Below are 17,704 nucleotides of genomic sequence, written 5' to 3' on the forward strand. Positions count from 1 at the left end.
AGCCACCGGCCCCCGCCACCGAACCGCGGGCCGAACCACGGGCCGACCCGGTGGCCGTCCAGCCCGCCAGGCCCGTCGTACCCCGTCCCGTCGTCCGCGCGACCGAGGCCACCGAGACCCAGGACGGCCCGCCCTGCCCCCGCTGCGGCACGCCCAACCTGCCCGAGCGGAAGTTCTGCCGCCGCTGCGCCGCACCGCTGACCGCCACCGCCGCCGCGCCCGAACTGCCCTGGTGGCGCACCCGTTGGCCGTTCCGGCGCCGGGTGCGGATCGGCGGCTCGGGCAACGCGCTGCGCCGCACCATCGCCCTGCTCGTGCTGATCGCGCTGGTCGTCGCCGGGATCCTGCTGTACCCGGCCGGTCAGCGGGGCTTCCAGGACGTTCTGGACAAGCTCCGCGGCACCGCGCCGGTCACTCCGGCCGCCACCTCGGCGAGCGCCGCGGCCGAGGGCCACCCGGCCACCGCGGCCGACGACGGCCTGAGCAACACCTACTGGGGGGCGCCCGCGCCCGGGGACTCCGTCACCTTCTCCTTCCGCACCCCGTTCCGGCTGGTGGACCTGATCATCCACACCGGCGGCTCCGCGGACCCGCAGCAGTTCCGGCAGCAGGCCCGCCCGACCGTCCTCACCCTGGAGGTCACCGAGAAGGGCGGCGAGGTCCACACCCAGCAGGTCTCGCTCAACGACCAGCCGGGCCCGCAGACCGTGCCGACCGGGATCAGCGACGTGACCCAGGTGAAGCTCACCGTCCGCGAGGCCGCCGGAACCGGCCCGGGACGCGCCATCGCCCTCGCGGAGGTGGAGTTCTTCAAGCGCACCTGAGCCGGCTGCCGGGCGCGCCCCACGCACCCGGCGGCCGGCCCGGGCCCGTGCCCCTCACACCAGCAGGAGACCCCCGCACCGCTGGGCGCCGTCCTTCATCGCGATCAGGTTCGCCACGACGTAGGAGATGTTGTTCCGCGAGTGCCATTCGGTGGGGAAGTACGTGACCAGCCGCGAACTCTGGAACCGGGCCCGGATCTCCGGGACGAAGGCCCGGTACTGGTCGTCCGTGTAGTACCAGAAGGAGTTCTCGTTGTAGAAGGCGACGTGGGTCGGGTCCTGGTACGCCCCCCGGCCGTCCGAACTGGGCGTCATGGTGAGGAGCATCCCGCCCGGGGCCAGCAGCCGGTACAGCTCGTTGATCAGCGCGATCTTCTCGGGCACGTGTTCCAGGAAGTCCACCGCCCGCAGCACGCCGACCGAGTCGTCCGGGAGGTCCAGGCGCCCCGGCAGGGTCGCGACGAGGTCGACACCCTCCCCGGGGTACTGGTCCACCCCCAGGTAGCCGGGCGGCTTGCGGTGCGCCGCGCCGAGGTCCAGGGCCAGCAGCCCGCGGCGCTTCGTCCAGGCCAGCGCGTTGGCCTCGATGTACTTGTCGTACAGCGCGACGGTCTCGCGCTGGATGTGGGCGTTCACCTCCGTGTCCCGCTGGGTGTTCCCCGGGTGCATCCGCTGCAGGTACAGGCAGCGCGGGATGTGGTGGAAGTCCCCGGCCTGGAACAGGCGGCACATCAGGTCCTGGTCGTCCAGCACGGTGCGGGTGGCGTCGTACCCGCCGACCTGCTCGTAGGCCTGCCTGCGGAACGCCCGCACGTGGTTGGGCGCGTACCAGATGTACGAGACGTTGTGCGGAGTCGGTGCCATGGCGAGCACCTGCAACAGCCGTCGGCCGTCGACCTCCGTCTCCTCGTACCGCCAGCCGTGCTCCTCGTTGAAGCGCGAGTCGTCCCGGCCGCCGTCCTCGGTGATCTGGGCGGTGTGGCTGTACACGAACACCACGTCGGGGTGGTCGTCGAAGGCCGTCGCCAGCTCCGCCAGGCAGTCGCCGGCCAGCAGGTCGTCGTGGTCGAGCTCGACGAGGATCTCGCCCTTCGCCAGCTCGCAGGCCCGGCGCTTCGCCGCCCCGACGCCCCGGATCCCGTCGTTGACCTCCACCCTGATGCGGTCGTCCGGATGCTCGGGCCGCCATCGCGCGCCGTTGTTGAGCACCACGATCCACTCCCAGTCCGAGCGGCTCTGCGCCTTGAGCGTGGCGAGGCACTCGTCGAGGAAACGGGGCTGGTGGCTCGGGGTGAAGACGGAGAACTTCGGTGTGGCGAGCGGGGTCATCGGTTGGCACCTGCCTGAGGGGCTGTCGGTTCTGAGGTCGGATCCGTGCTCACGGAGTCCCGGAACTCCTCCGGGACGAGGGGCCGTAGCGACGGGTCGGTCCGGACGGCGGTCCGGAAGGACTCCTCGGCCTCACCACGGCGGCCCTGCTTCGCCAGGTCGTAGCCGAGGTTCAGATGTGCGGTGGCGGCCTTCGGGTCCGCGGCGACGATCCTCCGCAGGATCGAGACCGCCTGGTCGGTGTCGTCCGGCCCGAGCAGGATCGCCTTGTTGAAGAGCGCCGGCTGATACGCGGGATCGGTCCTCAGCGCGCTGTCGTAGGCGGTGAGGGCCTCGGCGGAGCGGTTGTTCTGCTGGGCGACGACACCGAGGTTGTACCAGGCCAGCTTGTTGCCGGGATCCAGCGTCAGGACCTGGCGGAAGATGCTCTCCGCCAGGTCGTGGTTCCTCAACTCGCCCTGCTTGATCCCTTCCTGGAGCAGCACCTCGCCGGGTGGGACCGCGGCGGGAGCGGACCTCGCCGGCCCCGGAGCCGACGCCCCCGGACCCGGCGGGGCCGTGCCCGTGGAGCCGCCTGTGGCCAGGTGGAGCCAGCCCGCCACCGCCGCGGCGGCCACCGTGACGGCGAGGCCCTTCCACAACCATCTTCGTTTCACAGGATTTCCACCTTGCCGTTCCTATGGGGCAGCTCACCCGGCCCGCGGGAAGCGGAGCCGAGTGAGCTGGAGGGTGTTCCGCGGGCGGAGGCGCGGGCACCACCGGCTTCCCGATGGGTGCCTAAGGCGCGCACACCGCGTACGCGGTGACCTGAGCGAGCGGTGCCACCAGGCTGTTGACCTGCCATCCGGTGGCCGGCGACGTTGCCGAACCTCCGACCGGTTCGCTGGCGGTGACGTTGACGGCGAGGCCCTGGAAGCCACCGCCGACCGCGTGCGTCCCACTGGGGCAGACCGCCGTGGCGCTACCGACGCCGGTGGCCGTGATGACCACGCTCTGCGCTCCGGAGGCCGGTCCCTGGGTGCCCTGGAAGCCCTGCGCTCCCTGGGTACCCTGCGACCCCTGGCTGCCGGTCGCGCCTTGGGCGCCTTGAGAGCCCTGGGCACCGGTGACACCTTGAGTGCCCTGGGTGCCCTGGGCGCCCGTGGCACCGGGGTCGCCTTGGGTGCCATGTGACCCCTGGGCACCGGTGGAGCCCTGGGTGCCCTGCGTTCCCTGGCTGCCAGTTGTGCCTTGGGCGCCGGTGACGCCCTGGGTTCCCTGGGCGCCGGTTGAACCTTGGGTGCCGGTGGAGCCTTGGACGCCTTGGGTTCCCTGGCTGCCAGTTGTGCCTTGGGCGCCGGTGACGCCCTGGGTGCCTTGGGCGCCGGTGACGCCCTGGGTGCCTTGGGCGCCGGTGGCACCGGGGTCGCCCTGGGTGCCCTGTGAACCTTGGGCACCGGTGGACCCCTGGGTGCCGGTGGAGCCCTGGACGCCTTGTGTTCCCTGGCTGCCGGTGGCGCCTTGGGCGCCGGTGACGCCCTGGGTTCCCTGGGTGCCTTGGGAGCCGGTGGTGCCCGGGTCGCCTTGGGTGCCCTGTGACCCCTGGGCGCCGGTCGCGCCCTGGGAGCCGGTGGTGCCGGGGTCGCCCTGGGTGCCCTGTGACCCCTGGGTACCGGTCGCGCCTTGAGTACCCGTCGCACCCTGGGCGCCGGTGGTGCCCGGGTCACCCTGGAAGCCTTGCGCGCCCTGGGTGCCGGCGACGCCCTGTGTCCCTTGGACACCGGCGGCGCCTTGGTTGCCCTGCGTACCCTGGACCCCTGGGGTACCAGCGGTGCCCTGCGAACCTTGAGCACCGGTGGCACCTTGCGCGCCCGTGGTGCCCTGGGTTCCTTGGAAGCCCTGGGCGCCGACGGCACCTTGGTTCCCCTGGGTGCCCTGGATTCCTTGTGCTCCTACTGACCCCTGGCTGCCCTGGGCTCCTTGGCTGCCCTGCGGACCCTGTTGCCCGGAGGAGTGGCCGCAGCCGCAGTGGTCTTCGCAGCAGTGATCTCCGCCGGAGCCTCGCGTGGCTATGCGGTGGACGAGGTCGGAGGTCACGGCGCCGTTCGGGCCCGGCACGTTCGCATGGTCCGTGCTGACGGAGCGTGTGATCGCGTCGGCCAGCGCTGCCGTGGTCGATGCCAGATTGACGGTCGCGGCCAGGGCTGCGGCTGTCGACAGCATGGCGATGGATCTGACACGGGATCTTCGGAGGGATTTCTTGTTCATGGACGGGATCCTTCTGAGAGGCGATATATGGACACCGTCGTGCGGGTCGGACCTGCGGGTATGCGCAGGTGCGCCGCGACGGTCATCGGGTGGAATCAGTATGTTTCGGGCGTCATCCGGAGCTCGGGTGCGTTCCATCCGTTGCCCGCCGAATGTCACCCACCCGGGTTCGACGCGCCGGAACACCTGGATCCGAGTGCCCGTCACCTCAGGGCAGTCGGCGCCACCCCTGTGACGCTGTGCAGGGGATCGCCTTCATCGAGGCGACAGGTGCGGCTGGGCGCGGCGCACCGGGAGCCGTCGGCCGCGGGCCCCGGGCACCACCACGGTGACCGGGGTCGCGATGTGCTGGGAGTCTCGGAAACGGTGTCCGTTCCGGTGGCGCAGAGCAGGCGAGCGTCGCTTCTGCCGTGGGCCGCCTGGAGCCCGCTCACAGCGACGGGCCGGGCGGGCCTCGCCCGGCACCACCGCGGCGGCGGAGCCGCCTCAGCCGTAGACGGCCACCCGGGGTTCGACCGTCCCCTGGACCGGTGCCGACGCGACGACGGTGATCCGGTAGTGCTCGGTGAGGGTGTGGTGGCCGTGCAGGACGACCTTCGCCGGGACGAGCGCGGTGTACAGCGTGCCGGTCTGGCTGGCGAGCGGCGTGGTGTGCCAGTGGCCGTCGGGGGACTGGGCTTCGAGCCGGATGCTCGACGGACTGAGGAAGGGGCCGGTGGCGGGGGACTCGACGAGGATCTGCGGGGCCACCGTCCGGTCGGTCGAGGCGTCGTTGCGGTAGGTGACGGTGACCGCCCGCGTCGCGTGGCAGGACGGCAGGGAGGAGGCGGGCAGCTCCACGAAGCCGACCGGCGGGGCGCCCGTCGCCGTCTGCGCCTGGGCCGGGGTGGTGAGCAGGGCGGCCGGCAGGGCGGCGAGGGCGGCGGCCAGGGCCAGGCTGCGACGGGGGATCTTCCGGGTGCGCATGGCGCCTCCTGCGGTCGACGGCCGGGGGCGCGGAGCGCTCCGACGGTCCTGGCGGATCGGTGCCCCACCACCCTGCCCCCTCACCCGGAAGGCCGCACCCGGAAGCCGCACCCGGAAGCCGCACCCGTTGAGCGCGCGCCGGGCCCGGAAGGAGTGCCGGGGGAGGCGGCCGGACTGGGCCGAACGTGCGGGCGGCGGAGCCACGACGCCGATGCGCCGCCCCCGCCGCGACCTGTCCCCTTACCTTGGGCGCAACCCCGGCCCGGCGGCCTCGCGTCGAGCGGAGCGCCCGGAGTACCAGGTCCGCCGGGGAGGTCACGAGAAGGGGAGGGACGGCTTGCGGGCGCGTTCCGTGGAGGAGCCGGCGCCGTGGCTGCCGATGCTGGTCCAGTACGGCCACCGGGCCTGGCTGGTGCCCCTGGCGGTGCTCGCGCTGGTGGTGGGCGTGGACACGGCCACGCCCACCACGTTCGCGGCCGTCAGCTGGCTGGTCATGGTGCCGGTGGTCGCCGCCGGGCTGTGCGGGCCGGTGGTCACCGCGCTGTTCGCCCTGACCGCGGTCGCCGTCTACCCGGTTCTGGACAGCTTCGGGGGCAAGGTCCAGGGGGTGGAGGACTTCCTGCTGGTGATCGCCGGGGCCCTGCTCTCGGTGCCGATCAGCATGTTGCGCGCCCAGGCCGCCGCCTACGTCCGCCACCTCCAGGGCACCGCCGAGACCACCCGGCAGGTGGTGCTGCGCCCGGTGCCGCCGGGCTGGGGCGGGGTGGACTCCGCGGCGCGCTACCTGGCCGCGGACGTCGAGGCCCGGGTGGGCGGGGACTTCTACGACGTGCTGGCCACCCCCTTCGGGGCGAGGGTGATCCTCGGCGACGTCCAGGGCAAGGGCCTGCCGGCGGTCTCCTCCGCGGCGGCCCTGGTCGGCTGCTTCCGGGAGGCCGCCTTCCACGAGGCCGACCTGGCCACCGTCGCGTCCTGGCTGGAGGAGCGGCTGCACCGGCAGAACCTGCTGGCGGAGCAGCTGGGGGAGCGGGAGGAGCGGTTCGCCACGGCGGTAGTCGTCTGGTTCCCCGCGGATGCGCCGGGGGAGGTGGAGGTGGTCAACTTCGGCCACGACAGCCCCCACGTCCTCGGCCCCGCGGGTGTACGGCAGCTGCCGCCGGGCGACGGCGCCCCGCTCGGGCTGGCCCAGCTGGCCGGCGGGCTGCCGGAGGTCCGGCGGCTGCGCCTGGGCGTGGGCGAGACGCTCCTGATCGTCTCGGACGGGGTGACCGAGGCCCGCGACCGGGCGGGTGCCTTCTTCTCCCTGCGCGACTGCCTGGACCGGCTGGCGGGCGGCTTCGGCGTGGTCGATCCCGGGCGCCTGGTGGACGAGGTCGCCGCGGCCGTCCTGCGGCACACCGGTGGCCGGCTGACGGACGACACCGCTCTGCTCGCCGTCCGCAGGCCCCCGGTGGAGGGCACGGAGGCCGGTCTCAGTCGTCGATCCGGCTGATCGCGCAGCCCCGCACGCCCGGGAGTCGGGCCAGCTCGGCGGTGAGTGCCGGCAGGTCGCCGCGTCCGTGCAGCGTGACGGTCACCTCGGCGACCCGGCCGTCCGGGCCGGGATCTTCGCCTCCGGGGCGGCTGTCGCCCGGGTCGGGGTGGCCGTCGTCCGGATCGCCCGGCGGGGCGGGCCGGTCGGCGGTGGCCGGTTCCACGGCGGCCAGTTCGGTGACGGTGAACCCCTCCGCGGTGATCCGGGCGAGCAGCGTGCGGAGCAGGCCGTGCCCCGCGGTGTAGGTGATGCGGCAGGTGGCCGGGCGGGCGCGCAGCCTCGGCAGGCGGTGGGTCAGGGGCCGCAGCACGTAGCCGACGAAGAAGTAGGCGGCGGTGGCCGCGGTGGCGAGCAGCGGCAGTCCCGCCGCGGCCGCCGTGCCGATCGCGGCGGTCAGCCAGACGGTGGCGGCCGTGGTCAGCCCGCGGATCGAGCCGCGCTGGACGAAGATCACCCCGGCGCCGATGAAGCCGAGCCCGGAGACGATCTGGGCGGCCATCCGGGACGGGTCCAGTGTGACCTCTCCGGAGCGCACCACGTCGCTGAAGCCGTACTTGCTCACCAGCGTGAACAGCGCCGCGCCGAGGCCGACGACCGTGTACGTCCGCAGCCCGGCGGCCTTCTGTCTGATCTCCCGTTCCAGGCCGATCGCGCTGGCCAGCACCAGGGCGATGCCGAAGTCGGTGAAGTGGACCCATCCTTGCCCGAAGGGCTCGATGACCGCGCCCAGCGTCCTCAACTCCTCCTGCCGTCCATTCGTCCTGCCCGCTCCCCGGAGGGGCGGGCACGACCCCGGTTCGGCGAAGCGGGTGCCCTCGACCCTACGACTCGTCAGCTGATCGGACCGGCGCTCGGACGAGTCCACTGGAAGGTCGGGGGCGGACGGGAGGCGCGAGCGGTGGCGCACCGTCGCGATGGCGGCGCCCTCGCGGCCGGTGGGTTCAGGCCGCGGGTTCAGACTGCGGGTTCAGGCCGCGGGGACGGGCCGCAGCCGGTAGGCGTCACCGTGGGGGACGACCCGGCCGGCGGTGGGTGGGGCGAAGTGGGTGCCCAGCAGCAGGGTGTCGGTGCCGACGAGGGAGGCGAGCAGCGCGCGGCGGGTGGCCTCGGACTGCCGAGGGTCGATGTCGACGCACGCGCCGATGGCCGGGTGGGCGAGCTGGACGGGGTGGTGGACGCAGTCGCCGGTGATCAGTGCCGTCCGGCCGCGGCTGGTCAGTTCGACCGCGACGTGCCCCGGGGTGTGGCCCGGGGTGGGGACCAGGCGCAGGCCGGGGGCGAGTTCGAGGCCCCCGGCCGGGACGTCGACCGGGTCCAGCAGCCCGGCCCGTTCGACCGGGAGCACCGAGTCGCGGAACATCTGCGCGCGGGCCTCGTCCATGGCGTACCCGGCCCAGAACTCCCGTTCGGCGCGGGCGGTGACGTAGCGCGCGTGGGGGAAGGTGGGCACCCACGCGCCGTCGGCCTTCCGGGTGTTCCAGCCGACGTGGTCGGCGTGCAGGTGGGTGAGGAGCACCAGGTCGACGGCGTCGGGCGGGAAGCCGGCCGCGGTGAGCCGCTCCGGGTAGTCGGTGCGCAGGTCGTGCCAGGCCGGGTTGGCCCGCTCCTTGCCGTTGCCGATGCCGGTGTCGACGAGCACGCGCAGCCCGTCCAGGACGAAGGCGAAGCTGTGGCTGTCGAGGCGCAGGACACCGTCGGCGCCGGCGAAGTCGGGGCGCAGCCAGTCCTGGCGGGCCACCAGTTCGGGGGTGGCGCCGGGCAGCAGCCACGGTCCGGTCGCGGGCGGCAGCGGGACTTCGTCGATGCGGTGGACGGTGAGGTCGCCGACCGTCCAGGAGGGAATGGGGGTGCTGGGCATGGGGACGGATCCTCCGCTGTAAAAGCAATGCGTTTGCGTTAGCGCGACGGTAGAACCTACAGTCGCACTAACGCAAACTCTTGGCTTTTGGTGCGAGGGCGCCCGGCCTCCGCCCCGTCCGCCAAGGTGCCAAGGTGCCAAGACGCCAAACCGACCTGCCGCCAAGCCGCCCACGAACCGGAGTGAACCCATGGATCCCACCGAACTCACCCCGCCCGAGGCAGCCCGCTGGGCCGCCAGGGCCGGACTCGCCCTGCCGGCCGAGCGCCACGCCGCGGTGGCGGCCACCGCCGAGCACATCGGCTCCGTCGTCGCCGTCCTGCGGGAGCTGGACTTCGGGGACACCCCGCCCGCCTCCGTCTACCGCGCGGGAGGGGAGAGCCCCGATGCAGCCGTATGAGCTGACCCTCGCCGGCGCCGCGACGGAGATCCGCGAGCGGCGGCTCTCCCCGGTCGAACTGGTCGACTCGGTCCTCGGCCGCCTCGACCGGGTGGAGCCGTACCTCGGCGCGTACGTCTCCGTCGCCCGCGACCAGGCGCGCGAGACGGCGCGCGAGGCCGAGCGGGAGATCGCCCGGGGCGGGTACCGGGGGCCGCTGCACGGCGTCCCGGTCGGCCTCAAGGACCTGATCGACGTCGCCGGAACGCCCACCACGGCCGGCTCCCGGGTCCGGGACGGCCACCGCGCGACCGCCGACAGCACCGTCGCCGCCCGGCTGCGGGCCGCCGGCGCCGTCCTGGCCGGCAAGACCCACACCCACGAGTTCGCCTACGGCCTGACCACCCCGCAGACCGGCAACGCCTGGGACCGCGACCGGATCGCCGGAGGTTCCAGCGGCGGATCCGCCGTCGCGGTGGCCTCCGGCGCGGCGACCTTCGCGCTCGGCACGGACACCGGCGGGTCGATCCGGGTGCCCGCCGCGCTGAACGGGATGGTCGGCCTCAAACCGACCTACGGGCTGGTGCCCCGCCACGGCGTCACCCCGCTGTCCTGGTCCCTCGACCACGTAGGCCCGATCACCCGCACCGTCGAGGACGCCGCCCTGGTGCTGGGCGCCCTCGTCGGCCACGACCCGCGCGACCCCGCCTCGCAGGCCGCCCCCGCCGCCGACTACCGGCCCGGGCCGGACCCGGACCTGACGGGTCTGCGCGTCGGCGTGCCGGCCGACTACTACGTCGACCACGTCGACCCGGAGGTGGCGGCCGCCGTCCACCGCGCCGTCGCCCGGCTGGAGGTGCTCGGCGCCCGGCTCGTCGAGGTCGGGATCCCGATGGCCCGCTACCTGCTGCCCACCCTGTGGGGCCTGGTGGCGCCCGAGGCCAGCGCCTACCACGCGGCCACGCTGCGCACCGTCCCCGAGCTGTACCAGGCCGACGTCCGGGTCCTGCTGGAGGCCGGCGAGCTGATCGGCGCGGTCGACTACCTGCGCGCCCAGCGCGCCCGGACGCTGATCAGGGAGGCCTGGGCGCGACTCCTGGAGGAGGTCGACGTGATCGCGGCCCCGACGGTCCCGATGACGGCGGTACCGGCCGGTCAGGAGACGGTCACCTGGCCGGACGGCACGGTCGAAAGCGTCGCGGACGCCTACGTCCGGCTCTCCGCCCCGGCCAACGTCACCGGTGTGCCCGCGCTGTCCGTGCCGGTCGGCCGGGACGCGGCGGGCCTGCCGATCGGCCTGCAACTGCTCGGGCGGCCGCTCGGCGAGCGGACGCTGCTGCGGGTGGGCCACGCCTACGAGCGGACGCAGCCCGCGCGGTCGCTCGCACCGGTCCTCCCCGCGGACGGCCCCCCGGCCTAAACGCAAGAATTGCGCTTTAAGATGACGGTATGAGTCCTCGGCAGATGGTCCGCCCGGGTGGGCGCAGCGCCCGGGTCCAGGAAGCGGTGCACACCGCTGTGCGTGAGCTGCTCGCGGAGGTCGGCCGCGAACAGCTCACCGTGCCGATGGTCGCCCAGCGGGCCGGAGTCACCCCGTCGACGGTCTACCGCCGCTGGGGCGACCTCGCCGAGCTGCTGTCGGACGTCGCGGTGGAACGGCTGCGCCCCGACGCCGAGCCGCAGGACCGCGGCGACCTGCGCGCCGACCTCACGGCCTGGGCCGCACAGTTCCTCGACGAGATGGGCTCGGCTTCCGGCCGCGCCTACGTCCGCGACGCCCTGCTCGGCGACCCGGACGGCGGCAACGCCGGCCAGTGCTCGGCCTACGCCGCCGAGCAGCTCGACCTCGTCCTCGCCCGGGCCCGCGCCCGCGGCGAGGACGCCCCCGAGGTGGAGACCGCGATGGACCGCGTCGTCGCCCCCCTGATGTACCGGATCCTCTTCCGCCCCTCCGGCCTCGACGCCGACTACGCCCGCCGGCTGGTCGCCGGCCTCCTCGGCGATCCGCCCGGTGAGACGACCTGACAAGCGGTCATATCCCTTGGCCGGAACGTGAATGGGCGCTGTGCGAAGTGCGGCACCGCGCGCCCGTCCGTGCGTTAACCTCCTTTTGGCATGGACACATGCCGACCTCACGACTGGGGGAATCGCATGGCAGTCGGACGACGGCAACTCCTCACCTCCGTCGCGCTCACCGCCCTCGCCGCGCCCGTCCTGGCCAGGGGCACCGAGACCCGCGCGGCCGCCGCCCCGGGCGCGGCCATCGGCTCCGGGCCGTTGTTCATGCAGGTCGTCGCGCACGAGGACGACGACATCCTGTTCATGAACCCGGACCTGTCCAACGCGATCGCGGACGGCACGCCGTCCGTCACGGTGTTCGTCACCGCCGGGAACGGGAGCGGTGACCCGTGCGCCACGGTCTGCTGGGACACCGCCGGAGAGCCGCTGCGCACCTGGAACCGGCAGATGGGCGCCGTCAACGCCTACTCCCTGATGGCCGGGGTCGGTGACAGCGACCCGGCGACCGACGAGGTCGGGCACTGGACGGTCGAGGCGTGGACGGTGGCGGGCAAGCAGGTCGAACGGTACGTCCTCAAGGGGCGGCCGGTGCACCTGGTCTTCCTCAACCTGCACGACGCCAAGCTCGGCGACGTCCTGGCCGGCGCCACCGACACCACGATCGTCCCGGTCGGCAGCCCGCTGTCCGGGCCGTCGACCTACACGGCCGCGGACGTCGTCGAGGTGCTGCTCCAGTTGATGGCGACGTACCGGCCGACCGTGCTCAGGGCCCAGGACGAACTCCCGGACAGCCGCTACTCGCGCGACCACACGGACCACGTCGCCGCCGCGAAGTTCGCGGGCGAGGCGGGCCGGCTGTACGGCGGCTCCCTGATCCAGGTGAACTACCGGGACTACAACATCGGCGACTGCCCGGCCAACCTCGACCAGCCGACGACCGCCACCAAGGACGCGGTGTTCGCCGCGTACGCCAGCCACGACCACTCGTCGGGGAACTACCTGCCCTCCTGGTTCTCCCGGATGTACTACCGCTGGTCGCGGGGCACCTCCTGGGCCGGGGCGAACCAGGACGGCCGGCCGCAGGTCTTCGTCGTCCGGGCCGGCGCCCTCCACACGTCCTGGCGCCAGACGGACGGCAGCTGGGGAGGCCCGCTGCGGCTGGCGGACCCGGGCGGGCGGCTGGCCCCCGGCATCACGCTCGGCACCCACGCCGACGGCCGGCTGGAGGTCTTCGCCCGGCGCCTGACCGACCACCACATCGTCTCCCTGCCGCAGGGCACGCCCAACGGCTGGTGGTCGGACACGTGGACCGACCACGGCAACCCCAACGCCGGGTCCGGCAACGAGGCCCAGGTCGGCGTGCCCGTGGTGGCGGCCTCCCAGGACGGGCGGCTGGAGATCTTCGTCAAGAACGGCGGCGGCGGCCTCAGCACCACCGGGCAGAGCACCCCGAGCGGCGCGTGGGCGGGCACCTGGGCGGACCTGGGCGGCACCGACCTCCAGGACCCGGTCGCCGCGATCCGCGACGGCGTCGGGACGATCGAGGTCTTCGCGAGCACCCGCAACGGGATCCTGAGCTGGCGGCAGGGCGCTCCGAACGGCGCCTTCGGCCCTCCCGGCGCGATCCCGGGCGCCCGGCCGGCGAGCCCGCCCAAGGCCGCGCTCGACCAGGACGGCCGCATCGAACTCGCCTACCGCGAGGTGGGCACCGGCGCGATGCTGGTCAGCTACCAGGTCAGGCCCGGCGGTTCGTGGAGCCAGGCCCCGGCCGCCCTCGGCGGGCACGGGGGAGTGGGCGAGCCGGCCGCGGCCACCCTCGCGGGACGGGTCGTCCTGTTCGAGCGCAACCGCGGCGGCGGCGTGAGCACCACCGCCCAGAACACCCCGAACTCCGGCTACGGCCCCTGGCAGGACCTCGGAGGCACCGTCCTCGACCACCCGGCCGCGACCGTCGACGGCGCCGGCGTCCTCCACCTGTTCGCCATCGGCACGGACGGCCGCGTCTACTACCGCACGGGCACGACGCCCAGCGCCTTCGGCAGCTGGCAGGTCCTCCCGCTCTGACCGCCCGCCGGCGGCCGACCGGGTACGCCCCCGGCCGGCCGCCGGACCGGTGTCACGATGCCCGGCCTCAAGGGCGGAGCGGGCCGCAGCCGGTGACGGTGCCGGTCCACCAGCCGGGTCCATCGGCTTCCCGCCAGGCGATCTCAAGTCGGCGGTGGGCGAGTTCCTCGGCCCTGCGGTGCAGGGCCGCCTGTGCGGTTCCGGGCTCCCCGGACGGGGCGGGGTCGTCGAGCCTGCCGTCGGCCACACCCCTCGGCTCGTCGAAGTGGACGGCGAAGCGCCACTCGTCCGGCGTGCGGAACAGCACGAGTGTCGTCGGAGTGCCGTGGGCCCACCAGTACCGCTTCGTCCTTTCCACGGCGGCACGCTATCGGCACCGCCCTCCGTGGAGCCCGTCCGGGCAGGCTACGGCTGCGCCGGGGGCGGGGCGAGGAGCATCGGCCAGTCGCCGTCGGGGCCGAGGAGGTCATCGAGCGGGGTGTCCGGTGCGGCGACGAGGACCATCGTGCCCTCGGAGAGCCGGGCGGCCACCTCAGGGGCGACGGCCGCCTCGGCGCGCAGGACGACGAGGGCCTCCGGGTCGGCGGCCGAGCGCAGCGGGAAGTCCGCCGGGCTGCTCTCCGTCCGTGCCAGCACGGCCGGGTGGACGGCGATGCCGACCGTCAGCCGGCCGTCGGCGTACGCGTGCTCGGCCCAGCCGTCGGTCTGCACCAGGTAGAGGACCTCGTCGCCCTCGTAGCAGTTCCCGCCGAGCCGTTCCACGGCCTGCTCCCCGGGGGTGCCGTCGGGGTCGGCGACCAGGACGGCCACCGGGGCGTCCGGCTCGTCGGGGTCGAGGCCGGAACGGACGTACAGACGGGCCATGGCGGCACCTCCGGGTCGGACAGCGGGTCGGGCCCCAGTACACACGGCGCCACCGACATCGCCGCCGGTGGGGCCGTCAGCCGCCGTCCATCAGGCGGTACATGCCGATCGAGCCGTGGGTGGCGGTGTCCGCGAAGCCGAACTTCTCGTAGAGGAAGCGCGCCGGGCCGTCGGCGATCAGCGAGACGTAGGCGGTGGCGGGCGCCCGGCGTTCCAGTTCCCCGGTGAGCGCGGCCATGATGCGCCGGCCGAGGCCGTGGCCCTGGTGGGCGGGGTGCACGCAGATGTCGGTGATCTGGAACGCGGTGCCGCCGTCGCCGATGATCCGGCCCATGCCGATCGGCTCGCCCGCGTGATGGAGGACCACGCCGTACCAGGTGTTGGGCAGGGCGAGCGCGACCGCCTCGGGGGCCTTGTCGGAGAGGCCGGCGTCGGTGCGCAGGCGCCGGAAGACCTCGACGGTGGGCGCACCGGGGCGTAGTTCGTAAGGGTCAGCAATCGAGTTCATGGCTTACATTCTATCGATGGGTGCGCCCGTGCCGTTCCGGCCGCTCGGGTGAACGCGCGGTGCGACATGCCGGACGGAGCAGGGGGTCGCTCGGACGGAGGCGATGATCGCCGGGTTCCCGGAGCCCCACCCCATCGGAGGCGGACATGCGGATTCTTCTCCTCGCCAGCGCGTTCAACAGCCTCAGCCAGCGGCTGCACGCCGAACTGCGCGACCGGCGCCACACCGTCGACCTCCAACTGGCCGGTGACGACGTGGAGTTGCGTGACTCGGTGCGCCGGCTGCGGCCCGACCTGGTGCTCGCCCCGATGCTGCGCACGGCGATCCCGCGCGACATCTGGACGCGGCTGACCTGCCTGATCGTCCACCCGGGACCGCCGGGCGACCGAGGCCCGTCCTCACTCGACCGGGCGATCCAGGAGGGCCGCACCGAATGGGGCGTCACGGTGCTCCAGGCCGAGGCGGAGATGGACGCCGGACCGGTCTGGGCCTGGGCGCCCTGCCTGCTGCCCGAGTACGGCAAGAGCGACCTGTACCGCAACGAGGTCGCCGACGCGGCGGTGGCGGCCGCACTGCTCGCCGTGGAGCGCTTCGCCTCCGGCACGTACCCGCCGCAAAAGCAGTCCGGCCCCGGCTGGAGCGCCACCGTGCGCACCCGGCCCGTCCTGCGTCAGGAGGAACGCCGGATCGACTGGACGGCGGAGCCCACCGAGGCGGTGCTGCGCCGGCTCCGTGCCGCGGACTCCAGGCCCGGGGTGCTCGACCGGCTGTGCGGCGGCGAGTGGTACCTGCACGGCGGGCACCGCGAGCCGGTGCTGCGCGGCGCCCCGGGTGAGCTGCTCGCCACCCGGGCCGGCGCGGTGTGCCGGGCGACGGTGGACGGCGCGGTGTGGATCCCCGAACTGCGCCGCCGCACGCCCGGCGGCCCCGCGGGCGTCAAGCTCCCGGCGGCGACGGCGCTCGGCGGCCTGCTGCCGGCCCTGCCGGAGGTCCCGGCGCCGCTGATGCCGGAGGAGCAGGACGGCCCCGTCTGGTCGGACATCCGCTACCGCGAGGCCGGCCCGGTGGGCCTCCTGCGCTTCTCGTTCCCGGGCGGCGCGATGTCCACCGGCCACTGCCGGCGGCTGCTGGCCGCGTACCGCTTCGCCGCCGCCCGCCCGACCTCGGTGCTGGTGCTCGGCGGCGGCCGGGACTTCTTCTCCAACGGCATCCACCTCAACGTCATCGAGGCCGCGCCGGACCCGGCCACCGAGTCCTGGGACAACATCACCGCGATGGACGAGCTGGTCGACGCGGTGCTCACCACCACCGACCGGCTGGTGGTCGCCGCGATCGGGGGCAACGCGGCAGCCGGCGGGATGATGCTGGCGCTGGCCGCGGACGAGGTGTGGTGCCGCGGCGGCTCTGTCCTCAACCCGCACTACCGGCTGATGGGGCTGTACGGGTCGGAGTACTGGACGTACACCCTCCCGCGCCGGGTGGGCCCGGCGGCGGCCGAGCGGCTGACCCACCAGGCGCTGCCGCTGTCCGCGGCCACCGCCGAGCGGATCGGCCTGGTCGACCGGGTGCTCGGCTGCGGCCCCGAGGAGTTCGCGCCGGGCGCGGCCCACCTGGCCGGGCTGCTCGCCGCCTCGCCCACCACCCAGCAGCGGATCGCGGCGAAGAAGGCCGCGCGGGAGGCCGACGAGCGGGCCAAGCCGCTCGACGCCTACCGGGAGGAGGAGCTCGCGGTGATGCACCGGCAGTTCTTCACACCCGAATCGCCGTACCACGCGCTGCGATCCGCGTTCGTCCGCAAGCGCCCGGTGGCGACGGGGGCCGCGGCGCGAGCGTGACCCGAACGGCCCCGTCCGGCTTGCCTCCTCCGGTGCCGGCCCGGGCCGCGCGGACCGGCGCGCGGCCCCGGCCGTTGCTATGACTGGCATTCGAGCCAATACGTCCGGCTCCCATCCCCGAGGAGGCATCCTCATGGGTGCTGCAACAGCTGCCACAGCTGAACAGACCGACACCGACGTGGTGCACATTCTCTGGATCAACGCCGGCCTCAGCTGCGACGGCGACTCCGTCTCGCTGACCGCCGCGATGCAGCCGAGCATCGAGGAGATCGTCACCGGCGCCCTGCCCGGCCTGCCCAAGGTCGCGGTGCACTGGCCGCTGATCGACTTCGAGTGCGGCCCGGTCCAGGGCGCGGACAACTTCGTCGAGTGGTTCTTCAGGGCCGAACGCGGCGAGATCGAGCCGTTCGTGCTGGTCGTCGAGGGGTCCATCCCCAACGAGAAGATCAAGGAGGAGGGCTACTGGTGCGGCTTCGGCGACGACCCCGCCACCGGCCAGCCCATCACCACCAGCGAGTGGCTGGACCGGCTCGCCCCCAAGGCGACCGCCGTGGTGGCCATCGGCACCTGCGCCACGTACGGCGGCATCCACGCGATGGCCGGCAACCCGACCGGCGCGATGGGCGTGCCGGACTACCTGGGCTGGGACTGGAAGTCCAAGGCCGGGCTGCCGATCGTCTGCGTGCCGGGCTGCCCGATCCAGCCCGACAACTTCGCCGAGACGCTCACCTACCTGCTCTACCAGCTGGCCGGCTCCGCGCCGATGATCCCGCTCGACGACAAGCTGCGGCCCGCCTGGCTGTTCGGCGCCACCGTCCACGAGGGCTGCGACCGCGGCGGCTACTACGAGCAGGGCCAGTTCGCCACCGACTACGGCACGCCCGAGTGCCTGGTGCGGCTCGGCTGCTGGGGCCCGGTCGTGAAGTGCAACGTCACCAAGCGCGGCTGGACCAACGGCATCGGCGGCTGCCCGAACGTGGGCGGCATCTGCATCGCCTGCACCATGCCGGGCTTCCCGGACAAGTTCATGCCCTTCATGGACCCGCCGCCCGGCTCCCGGGTCTCCACCAACGCCAGCAGCGCGTACGGCTCGCTGATCCGCCGGCTGCGCGCGATCACGCTGAAGACCCTGGACAAGGAACCCAGGTGGCGCCACACCGGCCGCCACCTGACCACGGGCTACCGCCCGCCCTGGTGACGCCCCGGGGCCGCGCGCCGTCGGGCGCGCGGCCCGCCGCCGACCCAGGCCCGCTCGCCGACCCCGGTCGCACAGACCC

The 17,704-nt window shown here is 73.9% G+C and carries 17 protein-coding genes; 8 read left to right on the forward strand and 9 right to left on the reverse strand.

Going from position 1 to position 17,704, the window contains the following annotated elements; genetic code table 11:
• On the forward strand, positions 1 to 824 hold an 824-nt coding region (locus BU198_RS00145; protein ID WP_223243696.1), incomplete at its 5' end, for a zinc ribbon domain-containing protein.
• Between the two features lie 54 nt (positions 825 to 878).
• Here the strand turns inward: BU198_RS00145 and BU198_RS00150 are convergent.
• From BU198_RS00150 to BU198_RS00165, 4 genes are all read right to left on the reverse strand, one after another.
• Complete coding sequence (locus tag BU198_RS00150) at positions 879 to 2,153, reverse strand: glycosyltransferase (protein WP_188294723.1); 1,275 nt, start codon at positions 2,151 to 2,153, stop codon at positions 879 to 881.
• A complete protein-coding gene (locus BU198_RS00155; RefSeq protein ID WP_188294724.1) occupies positions 2,150 to 2,638 on the reverse strand; it encodes a tetratricopeptide repeat protein in 489 nt (162 codons plus the stop codon). Before BU198_RS00155 ends, BU198_RS00150 begins: the two co-directional genes overlap by 4 nt.
• Positions 2,639 to 2,930: 292 nt before the next feature.
• Positions 2,931 to 4,400: a beta strand repeat-containing protein gene (locus tag BU198_RS00160; RefSeq protein WP_223243697.1), complete on the reverse strand. Its 1,470-nt coding sequence runs from the start codon at positions 4,398 to 4,400 to the stop codon at positions 2,931 to 2,933.
• Positions 4,401 to 4,886: 486 nt separating this feature from the next.
• Positions 4,887 to 5,366: a hypothetical protein gene (locus tag BU198_RS00165; RefSeq protein ID WP_188294725.1), complete on the reverse strand. Its 480-nt coding sequence runs from the start codon at positions 5,364 to 5,366 to the stop codon at positions 4,887 to 4,889.
• A 337-nt stretch (positions 5,367 to 5,703) separates the two neighbouring features.
• Between BU198_RS00165 and BU198_RS00170 the strand changes: the two genes are divergently transcribed.
• Positions 5,704 to 6,858, forward strand: coding sequence for a PP2C family protein-serine/threonine phosphatase (locus tag BU198_RS00170; protein WP_223243698.1), 1,155 nt, complete (start codon positions 5,704 to 5,706; stop codon positions 6,856 to 6,858).
• Here the strand turns inward: BU198_RS00170 and BU198_RS00175 are convergent.
• Complete coding sequence (locus tag BU198_RS00175) at positions 6,839 to 7,639, reverse strand: MgtC/SapB family protein (protein WP_223243699.1); 801 nt, start codon at positions 7,637 to 7,639, stop codon at positions 6,839 to 6,841. The genes BU198_RS00170 and BU198_RS00175 overlap by 20 nt on opposite strands.
• Positions 7,640 to 7,867: 228 nt before the next feature.
• Positions 7,868 to 8,758 carry an MBL fold metallo-hydrolase gene (locus BU198_RS00180; RefSeq protein WP_188294726.1) on the reverse strand — a complete coding sequence of 297 codons (891 nt, stop codon included), beginning with the start codon at positions 8,756 to 8,758 and terminating at the stop codon, positions 7,868 to 7,870.
• A gap of 190 nt (positions 8,759 to 8,948) precedes the next feature.
• Between BU198_RS00180 and BU198_RS00185 the strand changes: the two genes are divergently transcribed.
• The 4 genes from BU198_RS00185 to BU198_RS00200 all read left to right on the forward strand — a co-directional run bounded on the left by BU198_RS00185 (position 8,949) and on the right by BU198_RS00200 (position 13,220).
• Positions 8,949 to 9,158, forward strand: a complete 210-nt coding sequence (locus BU198_RS00185) for a hypothetical protein (protein ID WP_188294727.1) — start codon at positions 8,949 to 8,951, stop codon at positions 9,156 to 9,158.
• Positions 9,145 to 10,557, forward strand: a complete 1,413-nt coding sequence (locus BU198_RS00190) for an amidase (protein WP_188294728.1) — start codon at positions 9,145 to 9,147, stop codon at positions 10,555 to 10,557. Before BU198_RS00185 ends, BU198_RS00190 begins: the two co-directional genes overlap by 14 nt.
• Positions 10,558 to 10,586: 29 nt before the next feature.
• Entirely contained in the window at positions 10,587 to 11,162 is a 576-nt protein-coding gene (locus BU198_RS00195) for a TetR/AcrR family transcriptional regulator (protein WP_188294729.1), read from the forward strand.
• 126 nt (positions 11,163 to 11,288) lie between these two features.
• A complete protein-coding gene (locus tag BU198_RS00200; protein WP_188294730.1) occupies positions 11,289 to 13,220 on the forward strand; it encodes a PIG-L family deacetylase in 1,932 nt (643 codons plus the stop codon).
• Between the two features lie 67 nt (positions 13,221 to 13,287).
• Here the strand turns inward: BU198_RS00200 and BU198_RS00205 are convergent, their stop codons facing one another.
• The 3 genes from BU198_RS00205 to BU198_RS00215 all read right to left on the reverse strand — a co-directional run bounded on the left by BU198_RS00205 (position 13,288) and on the right by BU198_RS00215 (position 14,592).
• Positions 13,288 to 13,578 (reverse strand): hypothetical protein, encoded by a 291-nt coding sequence (locus BU198_RS00205; protein ID WP_188294731.1) that lies wholly within the window; start codon positions 13,576 to 13,578, stop codon positions 13,288 to 13,290.
• Between the two features lie 47 nt (positions 13,579 to 13,625).
• A complete protein-coding gene (locus BU198_RS00210) occupies positions 13,626 to 14,084 on the reverse strand; it encodes a hypothetical protein (RefSeq protein WP_188294732.1) in 459 nt (152 codons plus the stop codon).
• Positions 14,085 to 14,160: 76 nt separating this feature from the next.
• Entirely contained in the window at positions 14,161 to 14,592 is a 432-nt protein-coding gene (locus BU198_RS00215; RefSeq protein ID WP_188294733.1) for a GNAT family N-acetyltransferase, read from the reverse strand.
• 146 nt (positions 14,593 to 14,738) lie between these two features.
• On the opposite strand from BU198_RS00215, the gene BU198_RS00220 reads away from it, so the two are divergent.
• Positions 14,739 to 16,427: an enoyl-CoA hydratase-related protein gene (locus BU198_RS00220; protein ID WP_188294734.1), complete on the forward strand. Its 1,689-nt coding sequence runs from the start codon at positions 14,739 to 14,741 to the stop codon at positions 16,425 to 16,427.
• Positions 16,428 to 16,560: 133 nt separating this feature from the next.
• Positions 16,561 to 17,625, forward strand: coding sequence for a hydrogenase expression protein HypE (locus tag BU198_RS00225; protein WP_188294735.1), 1,065 nt, complete (start codon positions 16,561 to 16,563; stop codon positions 17,623 to 17,625).
• Positions 17,626 to 17,704: the final 79 nt, after the last annotated feature.

Source organism: Streptomyces sp. CBMA156 (genome assembly GCF_014596515.1).
Taxonomy (GTDB): domain Bacteria; phylum Actinomycetota; class Actinomycetes; order Streptomycetales; family Streptomycetaceae; genus Kitasatospora.

Coding starts and splice junctions, on each gene's coding strand:
- BU198_RS00220 (WP_188294734.1), top strand. CDS start 14,739: ATGCGGATTCTTCTCCTCGCCAGCGCGTTCAACAGCCTCAGCCAGCGG.
- BU198_RS00180 (WP_188294726.1), bottom strand. CDS start 8,758: ATGCCCAGCACCCCCATTCCCTCCTGGACGGTCGGCGACCTCACCGTC.
- BU198_RS00200 (WP_188294730.1), top strand. CDS start 11,289: ATGGCAGTCGGACGACGGCAACTCCTCACCTCCGTCGCGCTCACCGCC.
- BU198_RS00215 (WP_188294733.1), bottom strand. CDS start 14,592: ATGAACTCGATTGCTGACCCTTACGAACTACGCCCCGGTGCGCCCACC.
- BU198_RS00160 (WP_223243697.1), bottom strand. CDS start 4,400: ATGAACAAGAAATCCCTCCGAAGATCCCGTGTCAGATCCATCGCCATG.
- BU198_RS00195 (WP_188294729.1), top strand. CDS start 10,587: ATGAGTCCTCGGCAGATGGTCCGCCCGGGTGGGCGCAGCGCCCGGGTC.
- BU198_RS00190 (WP_188294728.1), top strand. CDS start 9,145: ATGCAGCCGTATGAGCTGACCCTCGCCGGCGCCGCGACGGAGATCCGC.
- BU198_RS00165 (WP_188294725.1), bottom strand. CDS start 5,366: ATGCGCACCCGGAAGATCCCCCGTCGCAGCCTGGCCCTGGCCGCCGCC.
- BU198_RS00210 (WP_188294732.1), bottom strand. CDS start 14,084: ATGGCCCGTCTGTACGTCCGTTCCGGCCTCGACCCCGACGAGCCGGAC.
- BU198_RS00225 (WP_188294735.1), top strand. CDS start 16,561: ATGGGTGCTGCAACAGCTGCCACAGCTGAACAGACCGACACCGACGTG.
- BU198_RS00185 (WP_188294727.1), top strand. CDS start 8,949: ATGGATCCCACCGAACTCACCCCGCCCGAGGCAGCCCGCTGGGCCGCC.
- BU198_RS00150 (WP_188294723.1), bottom strand. CDS start 2,153: ATGACCCCGCTCGCCACACCGAAGTTCTCCGTCTTCACCCCGAGCCAC.